Origin of the sequence: Brevundimonas olei, from assembly GCF_037055245.1 — a bacterium.
Taxonomy (GTDB): Bacteria; Pseudomonadota; Alphaproteobacteria; order Caulobacterales; family Caulobacteraceae; genus Brevundimonas; species Brevundimonas olei.
The window spans coordinates 105,384-127,190 of record NZ_CP146369.1; the positions used below are offsets into that span (position 1 = coordinate 105,384).

Consider the following 21,807-nt stretch of genomic DNA (forward strand, 5'->3'; position numbering starts at 1 on the left):
CCACGGGCGACGCCCGTTCGGAACGGGTCGATATTCGGTGTCTAGCAAAGCTGCGGTCAGGTTCAAAAGGGCGCCTCGCGTCGCGGCCCTCGCCGCCGTCCTGACGACCGGGGTTCTGCTGTCGGCGGGCGCCACCATGCCGGACGGCCGCCCGACCCCCACGGGGCTGGAGGTGCCGCGCTGGGTGACTCTCAAGTCGTCGCAGGTGCGCGCACGTCAGGGGCCTGGCCTCGACTATCGCATCCTGTGGGAATATCGCGCCGCCGGCCTGCCCGTTCAGGTGATCGCCGAAACCCGCGAGTGGCGAAAGATCTGCGATCCCGACGGCTCCGTGGCCTGGATCCACCGCACCGTCGCCTCGGGCCGCCGCAGCGTCTTCAACCGCTCGGACGAGGCCGTGCCGATCCGGTCAGGTCGGTCCGAGACCGCTTCCATTCGCGCCCTCCTGTCGCCGCACGCCCTGATCCCCCTGGACGAATGCGAGGACGGATGGTGCCGGGTGCGGGCGCGCAAGCTGCGCGGCTGGGTGCAGCAGAGGGCGGTCTTCGGCGCCCAGGAGCGCGCCCTGTGCAACGCCGCCCGCCCGGCCGGAACCGGCCGCGCCTCCTGATCTCATATAGTGACGGCATGGTTGAGCGCGGCCTCCGGGTCGTGTAACCCGCCAGCAACACCTTTCGGAGCCGATTTCCCTTGAGCCAGTCGCAATATCCGTCGTCGTTCGATCACGAAGGCCTGCTGGCCTCGGGCCGGGGCGAGCTGTTCGGTCCGGGCAACGCCCAGCTGCCGGCGCCGCCCATGCTGATGTTCGACCGGATCAAGACCATCTCCGCCGACGGCGGCGACTACGGCAAGGGTTATGTCGAGGCCGAACTCGACATCAACCCGGACCTCTGGTTCTTCCAGTGCCACTTCATCGGCGATCCGGTCATGCCGGGCTGCCTGGGCCTGGACGCCATGTGGCAGCTGGTCGGCTTCTACCTCGGCTGGATCGGCGGACCGGGCAAAGGCCGCGCCCTAGGCGTCGGCGAGGTCAAATTCACCGGCCAGGTGACGCCGGACGTCAAGAAGGTGGTCTATAAGGTTCACCTGAAGCGCGTCATCAATCGCAAGCTGGTCATGGGCATCGCCGACGGCGTGCTCGAGGCCGACGGCGAGGTCATCTACACCTGTCAGGATATGCGCGTCGGCCTGTTCGGCGGCGCGGCCACGGTGGAACCGAGCGCCGCCTGACCCCACTTGATGGGATAGCTGCGGCCAACGCGGCGCCCGAAGACTTTGTAGGATTGGAAACACCATGCGGCGTGTCGTCGTCACCGGCCTGGGCATCGTCTCTTCCATCGGCACCGGCCAGGATCAGGTCGCGGCCTCCCTGCGCGACGCCAAATCAGGCGTCCAGCACGCCGCCGACCACGCCAAGTACGGCTTCCGCTCCCAGGTCTGGGCGCCGCCGGCCCTGGGTCACACGGCCGAGGACTGGGCGCCTCTGGTCGATCGCCGCGCCGCTCGCTTCCTGGCCAACGGCACGGCCTGGGCGCACATCGCCTTTGAAGAGGCGCTGAAGGACAGCGGCCTGTCCGCCGAAGAGATCAAGGACCCGCGCATCGGCCTGATCGTCGGCGAGGGCGGGCCCTCGACCCAGGTGATCCTGCAGGCCGCCGCCACCACGGTTGAAAAGGGCTCGCCCAAGCGCGTCGGCCCCTTCGCCGTGCCCAAGGCCATGGCGTCCGGCCCCTCGGCCGTCCTGGCCACCTGGTTCGAGCTTAAGGGCGTCAACTATTCGATCAGCTCGGCCTGCGCGACCAGCGCCCACTGCATCGGCGCGGCCGCCGAGCAGATCGCCTGGGGCAAGCAGGACGTGGTCTTCGCCGGCGGCTGCGAGGACATCGACTGGTCCATGTCGAACATGTTCGACGCCATGGGCGCCATGTCCTCCAACTTCAACGACACGCCCGACAAGGCCAGCCGCGCCTATGACACGACGCGCGACGGCTTCGTCATCGCGGGCGGCGCGGGCATCGTGGTGCTGGAAGAATACGAACGCGCGGTGGCGCGCGGCGCGACCATCTACGCCGAAGTCACCGGCTACGGCGCCAACTCTGACGGCTACGACATGGTGGCCCCCTCGGGCGAGGGCGCCGAGCGCTGCATGAAGATCGCGCTGGAGATGGCCGGCAATCCCAAGATCGACTACCTGAACCCGCACGGCACCTCGACGCCGGTCGGCGACAGCAAGGAGATGGGCGCGGTGCGCAACGTCTTCGGCGACGCCATGCCGATGATCTCCTCGACCAAGTCGCTGACGGGCCACTCGCTGGGCGCGGCGGGCGCGCAGGAGGCCATCTACTGCCTGTTGATGATGAAGCACGGCTTCGCCGCCGAGAGCGCCCACATCGAGACCCTGGACCCCGAGTTCGAGGGCATGCCGATCCTGCGTCAGCGCCACGACGGCGAGCTGAAGCACGTCATGTCCAACAGCTTCGGCTTCGGCGGGACCAACGCCACCCTGATCCTGTCGAAGGTCTAAGCTTCACCGATCGGGAAAATCCGAAGCGACACGAAAACGCCCCCATTCGGTCCTTCGCCCGCCCGGAAGGGCGCGCACACATGCACCATCGGCCTGTCGGAGTTCGGAAAAGTCCCGGATCCTGAACAGCCCCCCCAGCCCCCTGGATTTTTCCGCGTAAAGGGCTCTGGCGGGCCGATGCTTCCTCCAAGCGACGCCCGCGCCTGCCCCTCCTCCCCTCCCCGGCAGCGCGGGCGTTTTGCTGTCCGCTTCCCGCCAGACGCACAAGACTTCGCCCGCGCGACGCCGGGTCACGCGGGCGATTCCAACAAGCCTTCAGATGAGTGGGATCAGGCCGGCAGGTCGATCTCGACCCGCTCGTTGTCGCGCAGCACGATGATCGGCACGACCGCCTCGCCTGCGGCCTGCAGACGCTGGGCCAGATCCTTCATGTCGGCGATCTCGGCGCCGTTCGCCTGGACCACCACGTCGCCGGCCTGGAAACCCGCCGCGGCGGCGGACGATCCCGCCTCGACCACGGCGATCTGGACGCCCCCGCCCGAGGCCGGATTGCGCATCGTCAGGCCCCGCGCCATGGCCGCCTGGGCGCCCAGGCGCACCGGCGCCGGATCGGACGGCTCGACTGTCAGCCGGGTCGAGGCCTCGCGGCCGTCGCGCAGATAGACGACCGGCATCTGGGTTCCGGCGCGGGCGATGCCGACCGTGGCCTGAACCGAACCTGCGTTGGCCACCGGGCGGTCCTGGATGCGCGTCAGCACGTCGCCGGGCTTCAGCCCCGCCTTCTCGCCCGCCGAGCCCGGCTCGACGTCATAGACCACGGCGCCGCGCACGATGTTCAGCCCGACCTCGCGCGCGCGCTCGGCCGTCAGGGAACCGAGGCCCAGGCCGACGCGGCCGCGCTTGACCTCGCCGGTGGCGCGCAACTGGTCGACCACGAACATCATGATGCGCGTCGGCACGGCGAAGGCGATGCCGTCGTTGCCGCCGCCGAAACCGCCCGACAGGATGGCGGTGTTGATGCCGATCAACCGCCCCCGGCTGTCCAGCAGCGGCCCGCCCGAGTTGCCCGAGTTCACCGCCGCGTCGGTCTGGATGTAGTCCTCGATGGCGTCGCCCATGCCCGAGCGGTTCAGACCCGAGATGACGCCCATGGTCAGGGTCTGGTCCAGACCCAGGGGATAGCCGACGGCGAAGGCCAGGTCGCCGCTGCGCAGGGTGTCGGAATCCACCGTCGCCACCTGCGACAGGCCCGCAGCGTCGATCTTCAGCACGGCGATGTCGGTCGCCTTGTCGGCGCCGATCAGGGTAGCGTCGAACAGCCGTCCGTCGATCAGGTCGACCGTGAACTTCTGGCCGTTCTCGATGACGTGGTGGTTGGTGACGATGATGCCTTCGCGCGCGTCGATGATGACGCCCGACCCGCCCTGCGAGGGCTTGGGATTGTTTTCCGAGCTGGGACCGCGCGACTGGCCCAGGGTCGTCACCTGGACCACGGCGGGCAGGCTTTCCTCCAGGCCGGCGGCGAAGGTGAAGACGCCGCGCCGGGCGTCATAGGGCATGGCCGCGACCGGCGACTGGACGGCCGCGGCCGCAGCCTGGGCCATGCCGCTGAAGCTGAAGATCGCCAGGGCGGCGCCGGCCAGCAGGCTGTGTTTGGTCATTCCCGTTTCCTTCACGCGTCGACCGTTCTCGGCCGACAGACTGGCGAGCATCGCCGCCCCGCAGGCGAGACAAACGCGCGACAACGGCAAAGGATCGTCGCGTCGCGCGTTTTCTGCAACGCTTGTCTCAGAAGGCGGCTTCGCCCGTGATCGCACGGCCCAGGATCAGGGCGTGGACGTCGTGCGCGCCTTCATAGGTGTTGACCGTCTCCAGGTTCATGGCGTGGCGCATGACGTGCAGTTCGCCGGTGATCCCGGCCCCGCCGTGCATGTCGCGGGCCTCGCGCGCCACGGCCAGGGCCTTGCCGCAGTTGTTGCGCTTCATCAGGCTGATGGCCTCGGGCACCCAGGCGCCCGTGTCCAGCAGACGACCCAGGGCGTAGGCGCCCTCGAAGCCGAGGAAGATCTCGGTCTGCATGTCCGCCAGCTTCTTCTGCACCAGCTGGCGCGACGACAGCGGACGGCCGAACAGGGTGCGCTCGGCCACATAGTCGCGGCTGGCGTGAAGGCAGAACTCGGCCGCGCCCATCGCGCCCCAGGCGATGCCGAAGCGCGCCTTGTTCAGGCAGGAGAACGGCCCGCGCAGCCCCTGCACCCCCGGCAGGAGATTGGCTTCCGGCACGAAGACGTCGTTCAGGCCGATGTCGCCCGTCACCGAGGCGCGCAAGCTGAGCTTGTCGCCGATCTTGCCCGTGGTGAAGCCGTCGAAATCGCGCTCGACGATGAAGCCCCTGATCTTGCCGTCCAGCTTGGCCCAGACGATGGCCAGGTCGGCGATGGGCGAGTTGGTGATCCAGTATTTGCCGCCGTTCAGACGATAGCCGCCGTCGACCGCGACCGCCGTGGTCTTCATCGAGGCCGGGTCCGACCCGCCGTCGGCCTCGGTCAGGCCGAAGCAGCCGACCAGTTCGCCCGCCGCCATCTTGGGCAGGAACTTCGCCTTCTGCTCGTCCGAGCCGAAGGCGTAGATCGGGTACATGGCCAGCGACGACTGCACGGACATGGCCGAACGATAGCCGCTGTCGACCGCCTCGACCTCGCGCGCGATCAGGCCATAGGCGACGTGCGACGCTTCGGAGCCGCCGTACTGCTCGGGCAGCATGGCGCCCAGGAAGCCCATCTCGCCCATCTCGGTCATGATGGCGCGATCGAAGACCTCGTCGCGGAAGGCGGCGACCACGCGCGGCAGCAGGGCCTCGCGCGCATAGGACCGCGCCGCATCCTGAACCATCCGCTCTTCATCGGTCAGCCGCCCCGTCAGGTCGAACGGATCATCCCAGCGGAAGGTTTGGGCGGAAGGGGTCTTGCCGTCGGCCATCGGTCGTCCTTGTGCGTCTGAGTAAGGGGCTCACGCGGGATTGAAGCGGCGTGACGAAGCGTCCCCTGTTGCTGCGGCGGGTTTAAGCCAGAATGCGGCCGCCGGGTAGAGGGACCGGCGCGAGCACGCTAGGCTGTCGTCATGTCGAACGCTTTCAACCGCCTGTTCCGCGACCACCCGCGCGAGGTCGACGAGACCTATGTCGAGCATATGGCCGCCTCGTCGCGCTTCGGCTTCAAGCTGCTGCGCCTGGCGGGTTGCGCCTTCATCCACGCCGTCGCGCCGGGCCTGCACAAGACCACGGTGTCCGACGCCATTCGCGCCATGGCCCAGGACATGGGCGGGCGCGCCGCTGAGGCCCGCGAGTGCCGGATGCGCGACGCGGGCGTCTGGGACGTCGGCCTCTAGGCGCTGAACACCCCGACCAGCCACAGGACCGGCGACAGCAGCACCACCACGCCCAGGATCGCCAGGCCCGCCCACTGAAAGGCGCCGAAGCGACGCGGCATGCTTGTACCGACAAAGCCCGCGCCGGTCGCGAAGGCGAACAGGGCCAGCCCTCGCGACGCCGCGCGAACCGTCGAATCCGGTCCGTCCAGATCATCGCCTTCATCGGTCGCGAACTCGCCGGTCCCGGCGCGCGCCAGCAGGTCGCGTGCCTGCGCCGCCTGATCCGCCCGCCCCATCAGACGGATGCCGAGGGCGCGCTGCATCAGGGGATCGACCGTGGTCTGGAACCGCTCGGTCACGGACACCTCGATGTCGTGCGACGCCAGGAAGGCGGCCGCCAGATCGGCCTCATAGACGTCTTGATAGCGGGCGATCTCGACCAGGCTCATGTCGCCAGCCTAGCACGCCTGCGGGACGCGCAATTGAAAACGGCGAGATCCGAAGATCCCGCCGTCGTCAATCGTTCGCAGTGCGCGGACCTTACAAGTCCAGCAAGGCGCGCGCGGGGTCTTCCAGCAGTTCCTTGATGCGGACCAGGAAGGTCACGGCTTCCTTGCCGTCGACGATACGGTGATCGTAGCTGAGGGCCAGGTACATCATCGGACGGATCTTGACCTCGCCGTTGATGGCCATCGGGCGCTGCACGATGTTGTGCATGCCCAGGATGCCCGACTGCGGCGCGTTCAGGATCGGCGTCGACATCAGCGAGCCGTAGGTGCCGCCGTTGGTGATGGTGAAGGTGCCGCCCTGCATCTGGTCCATGGTCAGGGCGCCGTCACGGGCGGCCTTGCCCAGGGCGCCGATGCCCTTCTCGATGCCAGCCAGCGACAGGACGTCGGCGTCGCGCAGCACCGGAACCACCAGGCCCTTGTCGGTGCCGACGGCGATGCCGATGTCGTAGTGGTTCTTGTAGATGATGTCCGTGCCGTCGATCTCGGCGTTGACGGCCGGGATTTCATGCAGGGCCTGGACCACGGCCTTGGTGAAGAAGGACATGAAGCCCAGCTTCACGCCGTGGCGCTTCTCGAAGACTTCCTTGTACTGGGCGCGCAGGGCCATGACGTTGGTCATGTCCACCTCGTTGAAGGTGGTCAGCTGGGCGGCCGTGTTCTGGGATTCCTTCAGGCGGCGGGCGATGGTCTGACGCAGGCGCGTCATCTTCACCCGCTCTTCGCGCGGCTGGTCGGCGCGCGGGGCGGCCGGAGCAGCAGCGGCGGGCGTAGCCGGGGCGGCGGCGCCGATGGCGGCGATGGCGTCGGCCTTGGTGATGTTGCCCTTCGGACCCGAAGCCGACAGCGAAGCCGGGTTCAGGTTGTTTTCCGAAACGACGCGCTGAACGGCGGGCGACAGGTGAGCAGAAGCCGGAGCCTGGGCAGAGCCCGTGTTGGCCGGAGCGGCGGCCGGGGCCGGAGCAGCCGCAGCGGCGGCGCCCGAGGCGGCGACCGAACCGATCACCTGACCGGGGGTCACGGTAGCGCCATCAGCAGCCGTGATGGTCAGGACGCCGGCGGCTGGGGCCGAGACTTCCACGGCCACCTTGTCGGTCTCGATCTCGACCAGCAGTTCGTCCTTGGCGACGGTGTCGCCCGACTTCTTCAGCCAGGTTCCGATCGAGCCTTCGGCGACGCTTTCGCCCATGGTCGGCACGGCGATGTCGACCGCGGCGCCGCCCGAAGCGGCCGGAGCGGCGGCGGGAGCCGCAGCCGCCGGAGCCGGAGCCGAGGCGGCGGCCGCGCCGCCTTCGGTCACGGCGCCCAGCACCGTGCCGGGAACGACCGTGTCGCCTTCACCGGCGTTGATCGCCGACAGCACGCCGTCGGCGGGAGCGACGACCTCGAGCGAGACCTTGTCGGTTTCCAGCTCGACCAGGACTTCGTCCTTCTTCACGGCGTCGCCAACCTTCTTGGTCCACTTGGCGATGGAGGCTTCGGCGACGGATTCACCGAGGGCGGGGGTCAGGATATCGGCCATCTTCAGTGTCTTTTCGTGTCTGAACTTTGCTTGTCTTTTAGGTCAGGCGCGGCGGTCAGGCCATGGCCTCGGCGAGGAAGGTCTCGAGTTCCTTCAGGTGTCGGCTCATCAGGCCCGCAGCGGTCGAGGCCGAAGCCGGACGACCGACGTAGCGCGCGCGCTTGGCCTTCACGTCCATCTTCTCGAGCGTCAGCTCGATCCACGGATCAACGAAGGTCCAGCCGCCCATGTTCTTCGGCTCTTCCTGGCACCACACCAGGTCAGCGTTGGGGAAGCGCGCCAGTTCCGCCGAGATCGACTTGATCGGCCACGGATAGAACTGTTCCAGACGCAGGATGTAGATGTCGTTGACGCCCGCCTTCTCGCGCGCGTCCAGCAGGTCGTAATAGACCTTGCCCGAGCAGACGATGACCTTGCGGATGTCCTTGTCGGCCTTGAGCGTGACGCCCGCCACGTCCGGACGCAGCTGGGCGTCGTCGCGCAGCACGCGGTGGAAGGACGAACCCTCGGCCATGTCGGCCAGGGTCGAGACGGCCTTCTTGTGACGCAGCAGCGACTTGGGCGTCATCAGGATCAGCGGCTTGCGGAACGAGCGGTGCAGCTGGCGACGCAGGATGTGGAAGTAGTTGGCCGGCGTCGTGCAGTTGGCGACCTGCATGTTGTTCTCGGCGCACTGCTGCAGGAAGCGCTCAAGACGCGCCGAGGAGTGCTCGGGGCCCTGGCCTTCATAGCCGTGCGGCAGAAGCATCACGAGGCCGCTCATCCGCAGCCACTTGCGCTCGCCCGAGGAGATGAACTGGTCGATCACCACCTGGGCGCCGTTCACGAAGTCGCCGAACTGGCCTTCCCACATGGTCAGGGTGTTCGGGTCGGCCAGCGAATAGCCGTACTCGAAGCCCAGCACCGCCTCTTCCGACAGGGCCGAGTCGATGACCTCGAAATGGGCCTGGCCTTCACGCAGGTTGTTCAGCGGGAAGTAGCGCTGTTCGGTCGTCTGATCGGTGACGCCCGAGTGACGCTGCGAGAAGGTGCCGCGCACCGAGTCCTGCCCCGACAGACGCACGTTGTAGCCCTCGTCCAGCAGGCTGGCGAAGGCCAGGCTCTCGGCCGTGGCCCAGTCGATGTTCTGGCCGCTCGACACCGCCTCGCGACGGCCGTCGATGACGCGCTTCAGCGTCTTGTGCACGTCGACGCTGTTCGGGATGGTCGTCAGACGGTGGCCGAAGTCCTTGAGCTTGTCGGCCGGGACGGCGGTGTCGCCGCGCTGCGCGGCGTCATCGGTGTTTTCGGCGCCCAGGCCCTTCCACTCGCCGTCCAGCCAGTCGGCCTTCTTGGCTTCAAAGGTCTTTCCGGCCTCGAACTCGGCGTCGAGATAGGCCTCGAAGCGGGCGATCTCGGCGTCGACCTCGGCCTGGGTGATGACGCCCTCGCCGATCAGGCGCTTGGCGTAGATCTCCAGCGTCGAAGGCTGGCTCTTGATCTTCGCGTACATCAGCGGCTGGGTGAAGGTCGGGTCGTCGCCTTCGTTGTGGCCGAAGCGGCGGTAGCAGAACATGTCCACCACCACGTCCTTGTGGAACTTCTGGCGGTATTCGGTGGCCACCTTGGCGGCGAAGACGACCGCTTCGGGATCGTCGCCGTTGACGTGGAAGATCGGCGCCTGGACCATCAGGGCCACATCCGACGGATAGGGCGACGAACGCGAGTTGCGCGGGCTGGTGGTGAAGCCGATCTGGTTGTTGATGACGAAGTGCAGGGTGCCGCCGGTGCGGTAGCCCTTCAGCCCCATCAGGGCGAAGCACTCGGCCACGACGCCCTGACCGGCGAAGGCCGCGTCGCCGTGGATCAGCAGGGGGGCGACCTTGGAGCGGTCCAGCACCCATTCGACGTCCGGCTTGCCGACGTTGACCTCGGCCTCGCGGATGTCGAAGGCCTGTTTGGCGCGCGACTTGCCGAGGACGACCGGGTTGACGATCTCGAGGTGCGACGGGTTGGCCGTCAGCGACAGGTGGACGCTGTGGCCGTCGAACTCACGGTCCGACGAGGCGCCCATGTGGTATTTGACGTCGCCCGAGCCCTCGATGTCCGAAGGGACGGAAGATCCGCCCTGGAATTCGTGGAAGATGGCCTTGTAGGGCTTGCCCATGACGGCCGCGAGGACGTTCAGGCGGCCGCGGTGCGCCATGCCCAGAACGATTTCGTCGACGCCCAGGGCGCCGCCGCGCTTGATGACCTGCTCCAGCGCCGGGACCATGGCCTCGCCGCCGTCCAGGCCGAAGCGCTTGGTGCCGGGGAAGCGCTTGTGCAGGAAGCGCTCGAAGCCTTCCGCCTCGGCCAGCTTCTTGAAGATGGCCAGCTTGCCTTCCTTGGTGAAGGCGTTCTGCTCGAACTTGTCCGGGCCTTCGAAACGCTGCTGCAGCCAGGCCTTCTCTTCAGGCTCGGCGATGTGCATGAACTGCACGCCGATGTTGCCGCAGTAGGTGCGCTTGAGGATCTCCAGCACCTGACGGACCGAGCCGGTCTCCAGACCCAGGACGCCGTCCAGGAAGATCGGGCGATCCATGTCGGCGGCGGTGAAGCCGTAGAACTCCGGCGTCAGCTCCGGGTTCTGGATCGGCGGCTCGATGCCCAGCGGGTCGAGGTTGGCCTGCAGGTGGCCGCGCACGCGATAGGCGCGGATCAGCATCAGGGCGCGGATGGAATCGTGGGCGGCGGCGCGCACGTCGGCGGCTGAAACGGCGCCCGAGGCGTCAGCGACCGGAGCGGCCGGACGCGGGCCGGGCTTGCCGGCGGCCTTGGGGTCGACCTTGGGGGCCGGCCAGCGGCCGTCGAACACGGCGGTTTCCTCGGTCGGCTCGGTCGCGCCCGAACGGCCCCAGGAGCCGGCGGCGGCCGACTGCTTCACCAGGTCGGCGTTGTCCTTCAGCTGATCGAAGAAGGCGCGCCACTCCCCCGACACCGAGCCGGGGTCCGAAGCCCATTTTTCGTGCAGGTCCTCAATGAAGGCGGCGTTCGCGCCATAGAGGAAGGAGGTCTCGGCAAAGACCTGGTTCAGCCGACCCGCATCGTCCGCCATTTTTCTTTCAATCGTCCCTTTACAACCGCCCGCGCACAGCCGCGCGGAGAGCAGCGCCGTTCATATAGGCCCTGTTTCCTTACTGGTCATGACCGAAGGGAGGCGGAGCGGGTGGAATTTGGTCGAATCAGCAAGAAAAAACGCCCCCGGACGATTCCGGAGGCGTTACAAAAGGTCACACGGCGCGAAAAACGTCCCCGGAACGCGGATAGGTTAGACTTTGGTCTAATCCGCCGCCCCGCCGACGCCGCACCCGCCCTTCGGTGAATCCGGCGCTCAAGCCGCGAGCGACCGCGTCGCGAGCATTCGCCGCGCCCCTCAAAAAGGCGCTGAAGCAGCGAGCCGCCGCGCGGCGAGCGATAGCGCCCGCACGCGCAGCGTGCGCTGAAGGATTTAGCCCTTCAGCACTTCCACCAGAGTCGTGCCCAGGCGCGCCGGCGACGGCGACACGCGGATGCCCGCGGCCTCCATGGCGGCGATCTTGGATTCCGCATCGCCCTTGCCGCCCGAGACGACGGCGCCGGCATGGCCCATGGTGCGGCCCTTCGGCGCCGTACGGCCCGCGATGAAGCCGGCCATCGGCTTCTTGCGGCCCTTCTTGGCTTCGTCGATCAGGAACTGGGCGGCGTCTTCTTCAGCCGCGCCGCCGATTTCGCCGATCATGATGATGGACTCGGTGGCGTCGTCGGCCAGGAACATCTCCAGCACGTCGATGAACTCGGTGCCCTTGACCGGGTCGCCGCCGATGCCGACGGCCGTGGTCTGGCCCAGGCCTTCGTTGGTGGTCTGGAACACGGCTTCATAGGTGAGGGTGCCCGAACGCGAGACGATGCCGACATTGCCCTTCTTGAAGATGTTGCCCGGCATGATGCCGATCTTGCACTCTTCCGGGGTCAGGACGCCGGGGCAGTTCGGGCCCAGCAGGCGCGAGTTCGAACGGTCCAGACGCGCCTTGACGCGCACCATGTCCTGCACCGGAATGCCTTCGGTGATGCAGGTGATGAAGGGGATCTCGGCGTCGATGGCTTCGATGATGGCGTCGGCCGCGCCTGCCGGCGGAACGTAGATCACCGTGGCGTCGGCGCCGGTGCGCTCCTTGCCTTCGGCGACCGAGGCGAAGATCGGCAGGGTTTCACCGTGCGAGCCGGTCCAGGTCTGGCCGCCCTTGGTCGGGTGCACGCCGCCGACCATCTTGGTGTTGTAATAGGCCAGCGCCTGTTCGGTGTGGAAGCCGCCGGTCTTGCCGGTCAGGCCCTGAACCAGGATCTTGGTGTCTTTGTTGACGAGGATGGACATGTGTCTGTGCTCTGAATTCTGTGTGTCTGCTGGGCGGTAGCGGCGCTTAGGCGACCGCCGCGACGATCTTCTGGGCGGCGTCGTCCAGGTCGTCGGCGGCCTGGATGGTCAGGCCCGACTCGTTCAGGATCTTCTTGCCCAGCTCGGCGTTCGTGCCTTCCAGACGCACGACCAGCGGCACCTTCAGGCCCACTTCCTTCACCGCGGCCACGACGCCCTCGGCGATGACATCGCACTTCATGATGCCGCCGAAGATGTTGACGAGGATGCCCTCGACCTTCGGGTCGGCGGTGATGATCTTGAAGGCCGCCGCGACCTTGTCCTTGCCGGCGCCGCCGCCGACGTCGCAGAAGTTGGCCGGCTCCTTGCCGTACAGCTTGATGATGTCCATCGTCGCCATGGCCAGGCCGGCGCCGTTGACCATGCAGCCGATGTTGCCGTCGAGGGCCACATAGGCGAGGTCCCACTTCGAGGCCTCGATCTCCTTGGCGTCTTCTTCGGTCTCATCGCGCAGGGCGCGGATGTCTTCGTGGCGGTACAGGGCGTTGCCGTCGAAGCTGACCTTGGCGTCCAGAACGCGCAGATGGCCGTTCTCCATGACGATCAGCGGGTTGATCTCGAGCATGTCCATGTCCTTCTCGACGAAGGCCTTGTACAGGATCGGGAACAGCGACTTGCCGTCTTCGGCGGCCGAACCGGTCAGCTCCAGCGCCGCATTGATGGCGGCGACGTTCTCGGCGGTGACGCCGGCTTCCGGGTTGATGGCGATGGTGTGGATCTTTTCGGGGGTGGCGTGGGCCACTTCCTCAATGTCCATGCCGCCTTCGGTCGAGACGACGAAGGCCGTCTGACCGACCGAACGGTCGACCAGCAGCGAGCAGTACAGCTCACGGGCGATGTCGGCGCCGTCTTCGATGTACAGGCGGTTGACCTGCTTGCCGGCCTCGCCCGTCTGGGCGGTCACCAGGGTGTTGCCCAGCATTTCCTTGGCGTGGGCGACGGCTTCCTCGATCGAGAAGGCCAGACGCACGCCGCCCTTGGCCTCGGCGCCCAGTTCCTTGAACTTGCCCTTGCCGCGGCCGCCGGCGTGGATCTGCGACTTCACGACATAGAGCGGGCCAGGCAGTTGCTTGGCGGCGGCTTCGGCCTGGTCGGCCGAGGTGATGGCGACGCCGTCCGCGACCGGGGCGCCGTAGCCCTTGAGGACCTGCTTGGCCTGATACTCGTGAATGTTCATGTCTGATCCGCGCCGTTTAGGGAGGTTTGTGGAAACTTTGGCCGCGCTTATAGGCGTCGCGCCTTCGCCAGCGCAACCGCCTGTCGTCTTATGGCCTCATGAGGATTTTCTTATGCCGGGCGGCGGGCCTCGCCGGACCGCCGCCCAGGGCTGTTCCGGGGGCCGTTAGTCGACCCAGTCCTTCTGGAGCGTGCGCGAGGCGCCGAACAGCAGGGCCGAGGACAGCAGGTAGAAGCCCATGCCCGTATAGATGGCCCAACGCAGGCTCTCCTCGCCGAAGGTCGGCCGTAGCATGTCGCTCATCCAGCCGAAGTAGTAGATGCCGACGGCGATCCCCAGCAGGTTGTTGATCAGCAGGAACAGGGCCGAGGCCGTCGTCCGCATGGTCGGGCTGGCCAGATGCTGCACCGCCGCCGTGATCGGCCCCAGCCAAGTCAGGTTCAGACCCGTCGGGATCAGGAAGATCAGGAAGGCCAGGGCCAGGGCCGCGAAGCCGTTGGGGTCCGAGCCCGGCATGACGGCGCCCACCACCGCGCCTGAATTCATCGCCAGGATGAAGCACGGCACCGAAATCAGGAAGGCAATCGCCGGCGTCAGCGGATAGGCCCCCTTGGATTTCCTGCCCAGCCGGTCGGCCATGGCGCCGCCCAGCCAGATGCCCGCCACCCCGCCGACCAGGACGATGGCGGAGTAGTACCAGGCCGTCTGCGACAGGGTCAGGCCGAAGCTGCGCATGAAGAAGCTGGGCAGCCAGGCGGCCACGCCGTAGCCGCACACGGAGGACGACGCCGCGCCGAACGCCAGCAGCCAGAAGCTGGGCTTGGGGGCCAGGGTGCGCACCACCGCCTTGAAGGGCGGAGCTTTCGGCGTTTCGACAGGGGCGGCTGCGGCGGCGGCCGGCTCGATGTCCAACCCTCCGCGCCTGGGATCCTTGACCGTCAGGCGCAGGACAGGCGCGACCAGCACGCCCAGGACGCCGACCACGATGAAGGCCGTGCGCCAGCCGTAGGTCGCCGCCAGCAGGCCGCCGACCAGGGTGCCCGCCGCCATGCCCAGCGGGATGCCGAAGGCGTAGGCCGCCAGGGCCCGCGCCCGCTGTGACTTGGGGAAGTAGTCGGCGATCAGGGAATAGGCCGGGGCCACGCCGCCCGCCTCGCCGATGCCCACGCCCATCCGGCACAGGAACAGGGAGCCGAAGCCGCCCGCCAGGCCGCACAGGGCGGTGAAGCCCGACCACAGCGTCAGGGCGCCGGTCATGATCCACACCCGGCTGAACCGGTCGGCCAGCCAGGCGATCGGGATGGCCAGGGTGGAATAGAGCAGGGCGAAGGCCAGCCCGCCCAGCAGGCCGAACTGGCTGTCGCTGAGGTTGAACTCGGCCTTCAGCGGCGCGGCCAGAATGCCGATGATCTGCCGATCCAGGAAGTTCAGCATGTAGATGAGGATCAGGATCCCCAGCACATAGTAGCGATAGCCCGGCGAGGCGGTTTGCGCCTCGACCGTTCCCGCCTGGGCCTTTGCGGCCTCGATCTGATTCATGGGCCTTCCCCGACTGGCTGCTGCGGCGACGGTAGCGGCCCGACGGCCGCGCGCCACGAAAAAAGAAGGGCGGCGGCTCCAACGAACCGCCGCCCAGTACGCTGCGCTCAGGCTTGCAGCATCAATACTTGGCCGAAACCTTGATCATCCAGGTCCGCGGCGCGCCGTAATAGGCGGTGCGGATGTTGCCGATGGACGAGAACTCCTGAGCGTCGGTCTTGTAGACCTCGTCCGACAGGTTCTGGCCATACAGGCCGACCGAGTAGCGGTCCGACGCGTCCGACCAGACGACGCGGGCGTCGTACAGCCAGTAGTCGTCCTGATACATGCCGGGGATTTCGGTCGCCGTGTTCTCGTAGGTGTTGTCGACCGCCAGGGCCATCTTCGAGCGGAACTTGGCCGCGCCGCCGACGGTCACCGAGGAGCCGCCCGACAGGAACCATTCGTACTGGCCGCCGAACCGCAGGGTCCACTTGGGCGAGAAGGCCGGGTCCTGGAAGGCGCGGCTGCCGCCGAAGTTGGTGAAGCGGTCGTCCTTGAACTCCTTGTAGTCGGCTTCGAGGAAGCCGACCTGGGCGTCCAGCGTCAGACCGCGGATCGGGACCAGAACGCCTTCCAGCTCGAAGCCGAAGATGTCCAGCTGACCGGCGTTCAGCACCGACAGAACCGGGGCGGGCAGACCCGTCACCGGGTCCGTGTCGAGACCGGCGACGCGAGCCTGGAAGTCTTCATACTTGGTCATGAAGGCCGCCAGGTTCAGGCGGGCGCGACGATCCCAGAACGAGGTCTTGGCGCCAACCTCGAACGAGTCCGCCGTTTCCGGCTGGTACTCGGTCGCCTCGGTCGGGGAGTTGGCGCGGCCGTTGAAGCCGCCCGACTTGAAGCCCTGCGAATAACGCGCATAGACCATGGCGTCGTCGGACAACAGATAATCGGCCGACAGCATGATCGAAGTGTCGTCGTACTTGCCCACGTCCGGCGCGAAGACATAGGTCGCGTTGAACGCTGGCAGCAGGCTGTAGAAGGTCGACGTCGTGCGCCAGTAGTCCTTCTCTTCCTCAGTATAGCGGACGCCCGCCGACAGGCGCAGCTTGTCGGTCACGTCATAGCTGAGGTTGCCGTAGACGGCCTTGGAGGTCGTCTCCAGGGTGTCGTCGATGGTGCGCAGGAAGCCGGAGTTGCCGAACGCCGGTCCCAGCAGAGCGTCGTTGTAGCTCTCCTGATGGGAGTCGACGTCTTCCTTCAGGTAGTACAGGCCCGCGACCGCGTTCAGACGATCGCCGGTATAAGTCAGCTGCAGCTCCTGGCTGAACTGGGTCTGATCCACGGCGACCAGGGCGTCGGCGATCTCCAGTTCCGTGGCGTCGAAGTCGATGTAGTCGTCGGTGTTCAGGCCGCGATAGGCGGTGATCGACTTCAGCGACAGCGCGTCGGACAGATCCCAGGTCGCGCGCAGCGCCGTGCCCCAGGTCTCCAGCCGCGTCTCGTTCGGCAGGCCCGGCGTCGTACGGGTCTTGAAATTATATTCCGGAACCGGGTTCGGCACGGGGCGCAATACCGTGGTCTTCAACAGGTCCGTCAAATCGTTCTGGGCCTGACCGACCGTCATGCCCGCATCGTCCTTGGCGTAGTCGGCGTTCAGGTCGATGCGGAAGTTCGACGCCGGATCCCAGGCCAGGCTGGCGCGCACGGCGGTCGAGTTCTTGTCGTTGTACTCGGCGCCGGTAGCCGGATCGGTGACATAGCCGCCGCGCTCCGAATGCAGAGCCGACAGGCCCAGGGCCAGGTTGTCGGTCACGGGGCCGGACACGGCGCCCTGGACTTCAACCAGATCATAGTCGCCATAGGCGGCGGAGGCGCGGGCGCGGAACTCCTGGTCCGGGCGGCGCGACACCAGTTTCATGGCGCCGCCGATGGTGTTCTTGCCGTACAGCGTACCCTGCGGGCCGCGCAGAATCTCGACGCGCTCCAGATCCAGCAGGTCGAACTGGGTGCCGCGAATACGCGAATAATAGACGTCGTCGACATAGACCCCGACCGCCGGATCAAAGGTCTGCAGCGCGTCGGGCTGGCCCACGCCTCGGATGTAGATGTTGGTCGCGTTCGACGAGCCCCGGCCCTGGACCAGGTTCAGGTTCGGCACCGCGCCCTGCAGATCGGTGACCTGTTGAGCGCCGGTGCGCTCCAGCGTCTCGCCGCTGAAGGCCGTCAGAGCCAGCGGCGTCTTCTGGGCCGACTCCTCGGTGCGGCGGGCGGTGACGATGATGTCTTCGACCTGGGCCGCAGCCTCCTGCGTCGTCACGTCCTGCGCCTGAGCGGCCGAGGTCATTGCGCCGAATGCGGCGCCCGCCAGCAGGGCGGTCTTCACGAGTCTGTTCATGTGCATCCCAATCTTGTTTCCGGCCCGATCGACGCTTTTTATTCAGCGTTCAATGATTTTCAGCATAGGTGACCGGGTTTCGGCCGCCTGTCAAACGGCCAAGCCTGATTTCCGTCACGGAAGAGCCCGCCCTGTGGCGCCGTTGCACTAACCCCCGAAGCGCGACTAGCTTCCGGCCATGACGAAGAGCGACCTGCCGCCGCCCCAGATTCCAGCCCCGCCCGCCGCCCCGGCGCGACGCGGGCGTCCCAAGAAGTCCAGGGCGGCCGTCGCCGGGGAGACGCGCGAGGCCATCCTGAACGCGGCCGAGGACCTATTCTCCAAGCATGGCTTCTATGGCGTCACCATCCGCGAGGTGGCGCGCGAGGCCGGCGTGGATACGGCCCTGGTCCACTATTATTTCGGGGCCAAGAAAGAGCTTTTCGACGCCGTCTTCAACCGCCGCGCCGAGGTGTGGAACGCCGAGCGCGTGGCCGCGGTCGACCGCTACGCAGAGGCGGCGGGCGAGGCCATGACGCTGGAGGGACTGTTCGAGGCTTTCCTGCGCCCGCCGTTCCAGTGGTCGCTGAAGGGCGGGCCGGGGTGGAAGCACTACGCCGCCCTGGTGGCCCAGACCAACGCCAACCCGGCTTTCGGCGGCGAGACCATGGCCCGCTATTTCGACCCGGCGATCCGTCGCCTGCTCGAGCTGGTCAAGCGCATCATGCCCGAGGCGGACGAGGCCGACCTCTATTGGGCCTATCACAATCTGTCGGGGGCCCTGACCCTGACCCTGGGCGAGACGGGGCGTCTGGACCGCCTGTCGGGAGGCCTGTGCCGCTCGGGCGATCTGGACAGCGCCTGCGACTACATGGTGCGGTTCGCCGCCGCCGGCTTCCGCGCCGTCTGCGGTCCGACGCGCGCGTGACTCCTCGACTGGATTTCTCGCCAGGCTCCAAGGCGCGCGACTTCCTGCGCGGCCTGGCGGTCGCTGTAGGGGCGGGCGTCTTCCTGGCGCTCGGCGGCGCCTTCGGCTCCAACGGCGCGCCGCTGGCGCAGCGTCTGGCCTATTGGATGCCCGTGCTCGTCGTCGGCGGCCTGTGGGGGCACCTGTGCAGCCTGCTGGTCGAACGGTTCATCGACGTGGACGCGCGCCCGTGGCTGGGCGTCGCCGCCCTGACTCTGGTCATCACGGGGCCGTTGACCCTCATGGTCTGGGCCCTGACCGGCCTGATGTTCGAGGGGCGGCTGCGCCACGCCGACGACCTGGTCCACTTCTTCCCGCCCGTGGCCCTGATCACCGCCGTACTGAGCGCCCTCAACGTCTTTCTGGGCCGCAAGCAGCCCGTCGAGACCCACGCCGCCGCGCCGGGCGACGCGCCCGCCCGCTTCCTGGACCGCCTGCCCTTGAAACTGCGCGGCGGGCGCCTGATCGCCGTCCAGGCCGAGGATCACTATCTGCGCCTGCACACGGACAGGGGCTCGGACCTGATCCTGATGCGCCTGTCGGACGCCCTGGGCGAACTGGAAGGGCTGGAGGGCGCCCAGACCCATCGCAGCTGGTGGGCGGCCCGTGACGCCGTGGCCTCGGTCGCGCGCGGCGACGGCCGCGCCGCCCTGACGCTGGACGGGGGACTGGTCGTCCCCGTCAGCCGCCGCTACGCCAAGGCCCTGCGCGACGCGGGCTGGTGGTGAGCCCCTACAGCCAGCGCTTCTTGCGGAAGTAGAAATACGGCAGGGCCGCCGACAGCACCATGGCGCCGACCGCCGCCGGATAGCCGTAACGCCAGTGCAGCTCCGGCATGACATCGAAGTTCATGCCGTAGATGGAGGCGATCAGCGTCGGTGGCAGCAGGGCCACGGCGGCGACCGAGAAGATCTTGATGATCTGGTTCTGCTCCAGGTTGATCAGCCCCAGGGTGGCGTCCATCAGGAAGGTCACCTTGGACGACATCGAGATGCTGAGCTCGCTCAGCGCCGCCGCATCACGCTGCATCAGACGCAGGGTCTGGCGCGCTTCGCGGTCGGCCTTGCCAGGCGCGCGGGAGGCCGACAGCGCCGCGTGATAGGCCAGCAGGCGTTGCAGGCTGGACAGGCTCTCGCGGATCAGGGCCAGGAAGTCCCCGGCCCGACCGATGTCCTGGATCACCGACTGCAGGTTGTGGCTTTCCATGGCGCGAGGATCGCGCTTGCGGAAGATCAGCCGCGAAATGCCCTCCAGCTCGACCCCCTTGGCCTCCAGGGCGTCGGCGTAGCGATCGATGATGGCTTCGATCAGCCCCAGCATGATGCTCTCGCCGGTCGCCAGCCTCTCGCCCGGCTTGTTGGTGGCGTGGGCGATGAAGACGGGAAAGGCGCGCGGCTGACCATAGCGCACCGTCACCAGCCGCCCGCCCTTGAGAATGAAGCTCACCGGCGTCTTGACCGGATCATGGGTCTCCAGATCCGTGGCCACGGCGGCGATCATGAAGACGCCGCCGTCCTCGGCGTAAAGGCGGGCGGACGGTTCGACGTCGTCCATCTCATCCCGGCTGGGAAGATCGATGCCGGTCAGGGTCTCCAGCGCGGCCGCCTCCTCGGCGGTCGGGGAGACGAGGTCGATCCAGCAGGCGGGGCCGTGTTCCACGGCCGTATCCAGGCGCACGAGCCGATCAGCGCGCCAGTCATAGGCGTTCAGCATAAGTCGCTTCCTTTCGCGAGGACACCCTCGCGCGGAAGCGGAGCGTCCTCAGAGCGTCGAAGAAGTTGAAGACGGACTTCGGTCTTCGGGGTTCATCTGAGGGTTTCCAAAAAGACGCCGCCCCACGATAGGCATCTGGGCGGCGCAGGGGTCTTGGCCCGTTCGACGGCGGGGGTCAACCGCCCGTCGACGAACGGCGATGAGGACAAGGCGGGATGTGGCTTTCACGCCCAGTTTCCGTGGAAGGCCGCCGGCAGGGCCACATCGGCGCGCCAGGTGGCGACCGGGCCGTCCTCGACGCGCATCAGGTCCAGGACGTGCAGTTCGCTGACCCCCGCCTTCAGATTGATGGTCGGGCCGACCAGCCAGGCGTCGGCCTCGTGCGTCCCGCCGGGCTTGGGGACGTAGACCATCTCGTCCGTCACATGATCGGGGCCGAAGTCGAAGGACCGGGTGCGCCCCGACGACCAGTCGGTGACGGCGACCGCCGAGGCCAGGGGCCGGTCGGCGCGCTCGCCCGTGGTGTGCAGGCTGAAGCGGCGCGCCAGGCCGGCGCGGCGCGGGTCGCTGCGCGGGAACTCGCCGACCACGCCGGTCCGCTCCAGCCGCCCGCGCCCGTTCGGCGACAGCACGACCATGGCCAGTTCGGCCGGTTCTCCGCCCAGTGGCACGCCGTTCAGCACCTCCTGGGCGCCGCGCGCGGCGAAGTCCATGTCCCTGTGCGCGCACAGGTCGAAGCGGATCGTGCCGTCCGTCTCGTCCCAGGCGTCGCCGACGTGGAAGAAGCCGAAGGGCGGCAGGTCGTAGAGGCGTCGCTGCGACAGGTCGGCCTTGTCGACCACCAGCACCTGGGTTCCCGCCTCGGGCGTCCAGTCGAAGCCCGCCGACATCGGCGCGACGTTGCGGACATGGACCCAGGGCTGCAGCACGATGACCAGATGGCGGGCCGTGGCGCTGAAGTCGTGGATGTAGCTGGCGCGCGGCAGGGCGATCACCTCGGCGTCCTCCAGCGACCCGTCCGCCGCCAGGCGCCACACCATGGCCTGTTCGCCGTTCACGCCCAGGTTCCAGATGCGGCCGTCCGGTTCGATGCGCGGATGGGCCAGGAAGGGCATGTTCTTCAGGTCGGGACGCAGGGTGACGAAGTCTTCTGTCGCCAGGGTCTCGGGATCCATGGCCAGCGGCGAGCCGGCCTCCCACAGGGCCCAAAGCCTGCCGCCGACCTTGTGCACCGAGGTGTTGGCCGGGCTGGCGTCGTCGGCCGAGCCGATGCGGGCGCGTGGATCGCCGACGGTGCCGAAGCCGGGCATCAGCATGGCGTCGGCCTCGGTCTCCTGACGCCGCTTGCGGGTGTCGGCGAAGCGGGCGGCCAGGCTGGCCTGACCATCCTGAATGCGCCAGCGGCGGATCAGGCCGTCCCCGTCGAACCAGTGCTGGGACGAGCGGCCCGGCCGTCGGAACTTGGCCGGTCCGTTGCGATAGAGGCTGCCCGACAGCCCCTGCGGCGCCCGGCCGTGGACGAGGCGCAGGGCGCGCGGGGCGATGTCGCTCTCGACGTCGGCGGTGGCCAGGGACCAGTCGGCGGTCGCCGCCAAGGCTTGCAGAGCATAGGCCCGATCAGGGGCCAGGACGCGTGCGGCGGCGAGCGCGGCGGCGCCCATGAACAGGGTGCGGCGGGTCGGGATCATGACAATGT

17 protein-coding genes are annotated in these 21,807 nt (G+C 67.7%); 6 read left to right on the forward strand and 11 right to left on the reverse strand.

Features of this window, described 5'->3' with window-relative positions; all coding sequences use genetic code 11:
* The first annotated feature begins 37 nt into the window (after positions 1–37).
* The 3 genes from V8J38_RS00500 (at position 38) to fabB (ending at position 2,524) form a co-directional block, all read left to right on the forward strand.
* Positions 38–610 (forward strand): SH3 domain-containing protein, encoded by a 573-nt coding sequence (locus V8J38_RS00500; RefSeq protein WP_338577336.1) that lies wholly within the window; start codon positions 38–40, stop codon positions 608–610.
* Between the two features lie 80 nt (positions 611–690).
* Complete coding sequence (gene fabA, locus V8J38_RS00505; RefSeq protein WP_291780798.1) at positions 691–1,230, forward strand: 3-hydroxyacyl-[acyl-carrier-protein] dehydratase FabA; 540 nt, start codon at positions 691–693, stop codon at positions 1,228–1,230.
* A gap of 64 nt (positions 1,231–1,294) precedes the next feature.
* Entirely contained in the window at positions 1,295–2,524 is a 1,230-nt protein-coding gene (gene fabB, locus V8J38_RS00510; RefSeq protein ID WP_338577338.1) for a beta-ketoacyl-ACP synthase I, read from the forward strand.
* Between the two features lie 329 nt (positions 2,525–2,853).
* Here fabB and V8J38_RS00515 read toward each other — a convergent pair whose 3' ends face one another.
* Together V8J38_RS00515 and V8J38_RS00520 are read right to left on the reverse strand one after the other, a co-directional pair.
* Positions 2,854–4,185, reverse strand: a complete 1,332-nt coding sequence (locus tag V8J38_RS00515; protein ID WP_338577340.1) for a S1C family serine protease — start codon at positions 4,183–4,185, stop codon at positions 2,854–2,856.
* A gap of 127 nt (positions 4,186–4,312) precedes the next feature.
* On the reverse strand, positions 4,313–5,503 hold the full coding sequence (locus tag V8J38_RS00520; RefSeq protein ID WP_338577342.1) for an acyl-CoA dehydrogenase: 1,191 nt from the start codon (positions 5,501–5,503) through the stop codon (positions 4,313–4,315).
* Between the two features lie 141 nt (positions 5,504–5,644).
* Here V8J38_RS00520 and V8J38_RS00525 point away from each other — a divergent pair, with 141 nt between their 5' ends.
* The gene (locus tag V8J38_RS00525) at positions 5,645–5,911 is read left to right on the forward strand and encodes a DUF6356 family protein (protein WP_338577344.1); all 267 of its coding nucleotides are present in this window, start codon (positions 5,645–5,647) and stop codon (positions 5,909–5,911) included.
* Here the strand turns inward: V8J38_RS00525 and V8J38_RS00530 are convergent.
* The 7 genes from V8J38_RS00530 to V8J38_RS00560 form a co-directional block, all read right to left on the reverse strand.
* Complete coding sequence (locus V8J38_RS00530; RefSeq protein ID WP_338577345.1) at positions 5,908–6,342, reverse strand: hypothetical protein; 435 nt, start codon at positions 6,340–6,342, stop codon at positions 5,908–5,910. The two genes, V8J38_RS00525 and V8J38_RS00530, sit on opposite strands and share 4 nt — an antisense overlap.
* A 91-nt stretch (positions 6,343–6,433) precedes the next feature.
* Positions 6,434–7,924, reverse strand: a complete 1,491-nt coding sequence (odhB, locus tag V8J38_RS00535; RefSeq protein ID WP_338577347.1) for a 2-oxoglutarate dehydrogenase complex dihydrolipoyllysine-residue succinyltransferase — start codon at positions 7,922–7,924, stop codon at positions 6,434–6,436.
* Between the two features lie 55 nt (positions 7,925–7,979).
* Positions 7,980–11,000, reverse strand: coding sequence for a 2-oxoglutarate dehydrogenase E1 component (locus tag V8J38_RS00540; protein ID WP_338577349.1), 3,021 nt, complete (start codon positions 10,998–11,000; stop codon positions 7,980–7,982).
* Between the two features lie 393 nt (positions 11,001–11,393).
* Positions 11,394–12,296, reverse strand: coding sequence for a succinate--CoA ligase subunit alpha (gene sucD / locus V8J38_RS00545; protein WP_291780771.1), 903 nt, complete (start codon positions 12,294–12,296; stop codon positions 11,394–11,396).
* Positions 12,297–12,342: 46 nt separating this feature from the next.
* Positions 12,343–13,533, reverse strand: a complete 1,191-nt coding sequence (sucC, locus tag V8J38_RS00550) for an ADP-forming succinate--CoA ligase subunit beta (protein ID WP_338577352.1) — start codon at positions 13,531–13,533, stop codon at positions 12,343–12,345.
* A 165-nt stretch (positions 13,534–13,698) separates the two neighbouring features.
* Positions 13,699–15,072 (reverse strand): MFS transporter, encoded by a 1,374-nt coding sequence (locus V8J38_RS00555; protein WP_338577354.1) that lies wholly within the window; start codon positions 15,070–15,072, stop codon positions 13,699–13,701.
* A 121-nt stretch (positions 15,073–15,193) separates the two neighbouring features.
* Complete coding sequence (locus V8J38_RS00560) at positions 15,194–17,452, reverse strand: TonB-dependent receptor (protein ID WP_338577355.1); 2,259 nt, start codon at positions 17,450–17,452, stop codon at positions 15,194–15,196.
* A gap of 178 nt (positions 17,453–17,630) precedes the next feature.
* On the opposite strand from V8J38_RS00560, the gene V8J38_RS00565 reads away from it, so the two are divergent.
* Together V8J38_RS00565 and V8J38_RS00570 are read left to right on the forward strand one after the other, a co-directional pair.
* Positions 17,631–18,359, forward strand: a complete 729-nt coding sequence (locus V8J38_RS00565; protein ID WP_291780758.1) for a TetR/AcrR family transcriptional regulator — start codon at positions 17,631–17,633, stop codon at positions 18,357–18,359.
* On the forward strand, positions 18,356–19,126 hold the full coding sequence (locus V8J38_RS00570; RefSeq protein ID WP_338577357.1) for a LytTR family DNA-binding domain-containing protein: 771 nt from the start codon (positions 18,356–18,358) through the stop codon (positions 19,124–19,126). The genes V8J38_RS00565 and V8J38_RS00570 overlap by 4 nt, the downstream gene beginning before the upstream one ends.
* Before the next feature lie 4 nt (positions 19,127–19,130).
* Here V8J38_RS00570 and V8J38_RS00575 read toward each other — a convergent pair whose 3' ends face one another.
* Positions 19,131–20,111 (reverse strand): magnesium transporter CorA family protein, encoded by a 981-nt coding sequence (locus V8J38_RS00575; protein WP_312219917.1) that lies wholly within the window; start codon positions 20,109–20,111, stop codon positions 19,131–19,133.
* A gap of 224 nt (positions 20,112–20,335) precedes the next feature.
* Entirely contained in the window at positions 20,336–21,799 is a 1,464-nt protein-coding gene (locus V8J38_RS00580; protein WP_338577360.1) for a carotenoid oxygenase family protein, read from the reverse strand.
* Positions 21,800–21,807: the final 8 nt, after the last annotated feature.

Excerpts from the sequence above, each read along its gene's own strand:
- fabB (WP_338577338.1), top strand. The coding sequence starts at position 1,295 with ATGCGGCGTGTCGTCGTCACCGGCCTGGGCATCGTCTCTTCCATCGGC.
- V8J38_RS00515 (WP_338577340.1), bottom strand. The coding sequence starts at position 4,185 with ATGACCAAACACAGCCTGCTGGCCGGCGCCGCCCTGGCGATCTTCAGC.
- V8J38_RS00520 (WP_338577342.1), bottom strand. The coding sequence starts at position 5,503 with ATGGCCGACGGCAAGACCCCTTCCGCCCAAACCTTCCGCTGGGATGAT.
- V8J38_RS00525 (WP_338577344.1), top strand. The coding sequence starts at position 5,645 with ATGTCGAACGCTTTCAACCGCCTGTTCCGCGACCACCCGCGCGAGGTC.
- V8J38_RS00530 (WP_338577345.1), bottom strand. The coding sequence starts at position 6,342 with ATGAGCCTGGTCGAGATCGCCCGCTATCAAGACGTCTATGAGGCCGAT.
- odhB (WP_338577347.1), bottom strand. The coding sequence starts at position 7,924 with ATGGCCGATATCCTGACCCCCGCCCTCGGTGAATCCGTCGCCGAAGCC.
- V8J38_RS00540 (WP_338577349.1), bottom strand. The coding sequence starts at position 11,000 with ATGGCGGACGATGCGGGTCGGCTGAACCAGGTCTTTGCCGAGACCTCC.
- sucD (WP_291780771.1), bottom strand. The coding sequence starts at position 12,296 with ATGTCCATCCTCGTCAACAAAGACACCAAGATCCTGGTTCAGGGCCTG.
- sucC (WP_338577352.1), bottom strand. The coding sequence starts at position 13,533 with ATGAACATTCACGAGTATCAGGCCAAGCAGGTCCTCAAGGGCTACGGC.
- V8J38_RS00555 (WP_338577354.1), bottom strand. The coding sequence starts at position 15,072 with ATGAATCAGATCGAGGCCGCAAAGGCCCAGGCGGGAACGGTCGAGGCG.
- V8J38_RS00560 (WP_338577355.1), bottom strand. The coding sequence starts at position 17,452 with ATGAACAGACTCGTGAAGACCGCCCTGCTGGCGGGCGCCGCATTCGGC.
- V8J38_RS00565 (WP_291780758.1), top strand. The coding sequence starts at position 17,631 with ATGACGAAGAGCGACCTGCCGCCGCCCCAGATTCCAGCCCCGCCCGCC.
- V8J38_RS00575 (WP_312219917.1), bottom strand. The coding sequence starts at position 20,111 with ATGCTGAACGCCTATGACTGGCGCGCTGATCGGCTCGTGCGCCTGGAT.
- V8J38_RS00580 (WP_338577360.1), bottom strand. The coding sequence starts at position 21,799 with ATGATCCCGACCCGCCGCACCCTGTTCATGGGCGCCGCCGCGCTCGCC.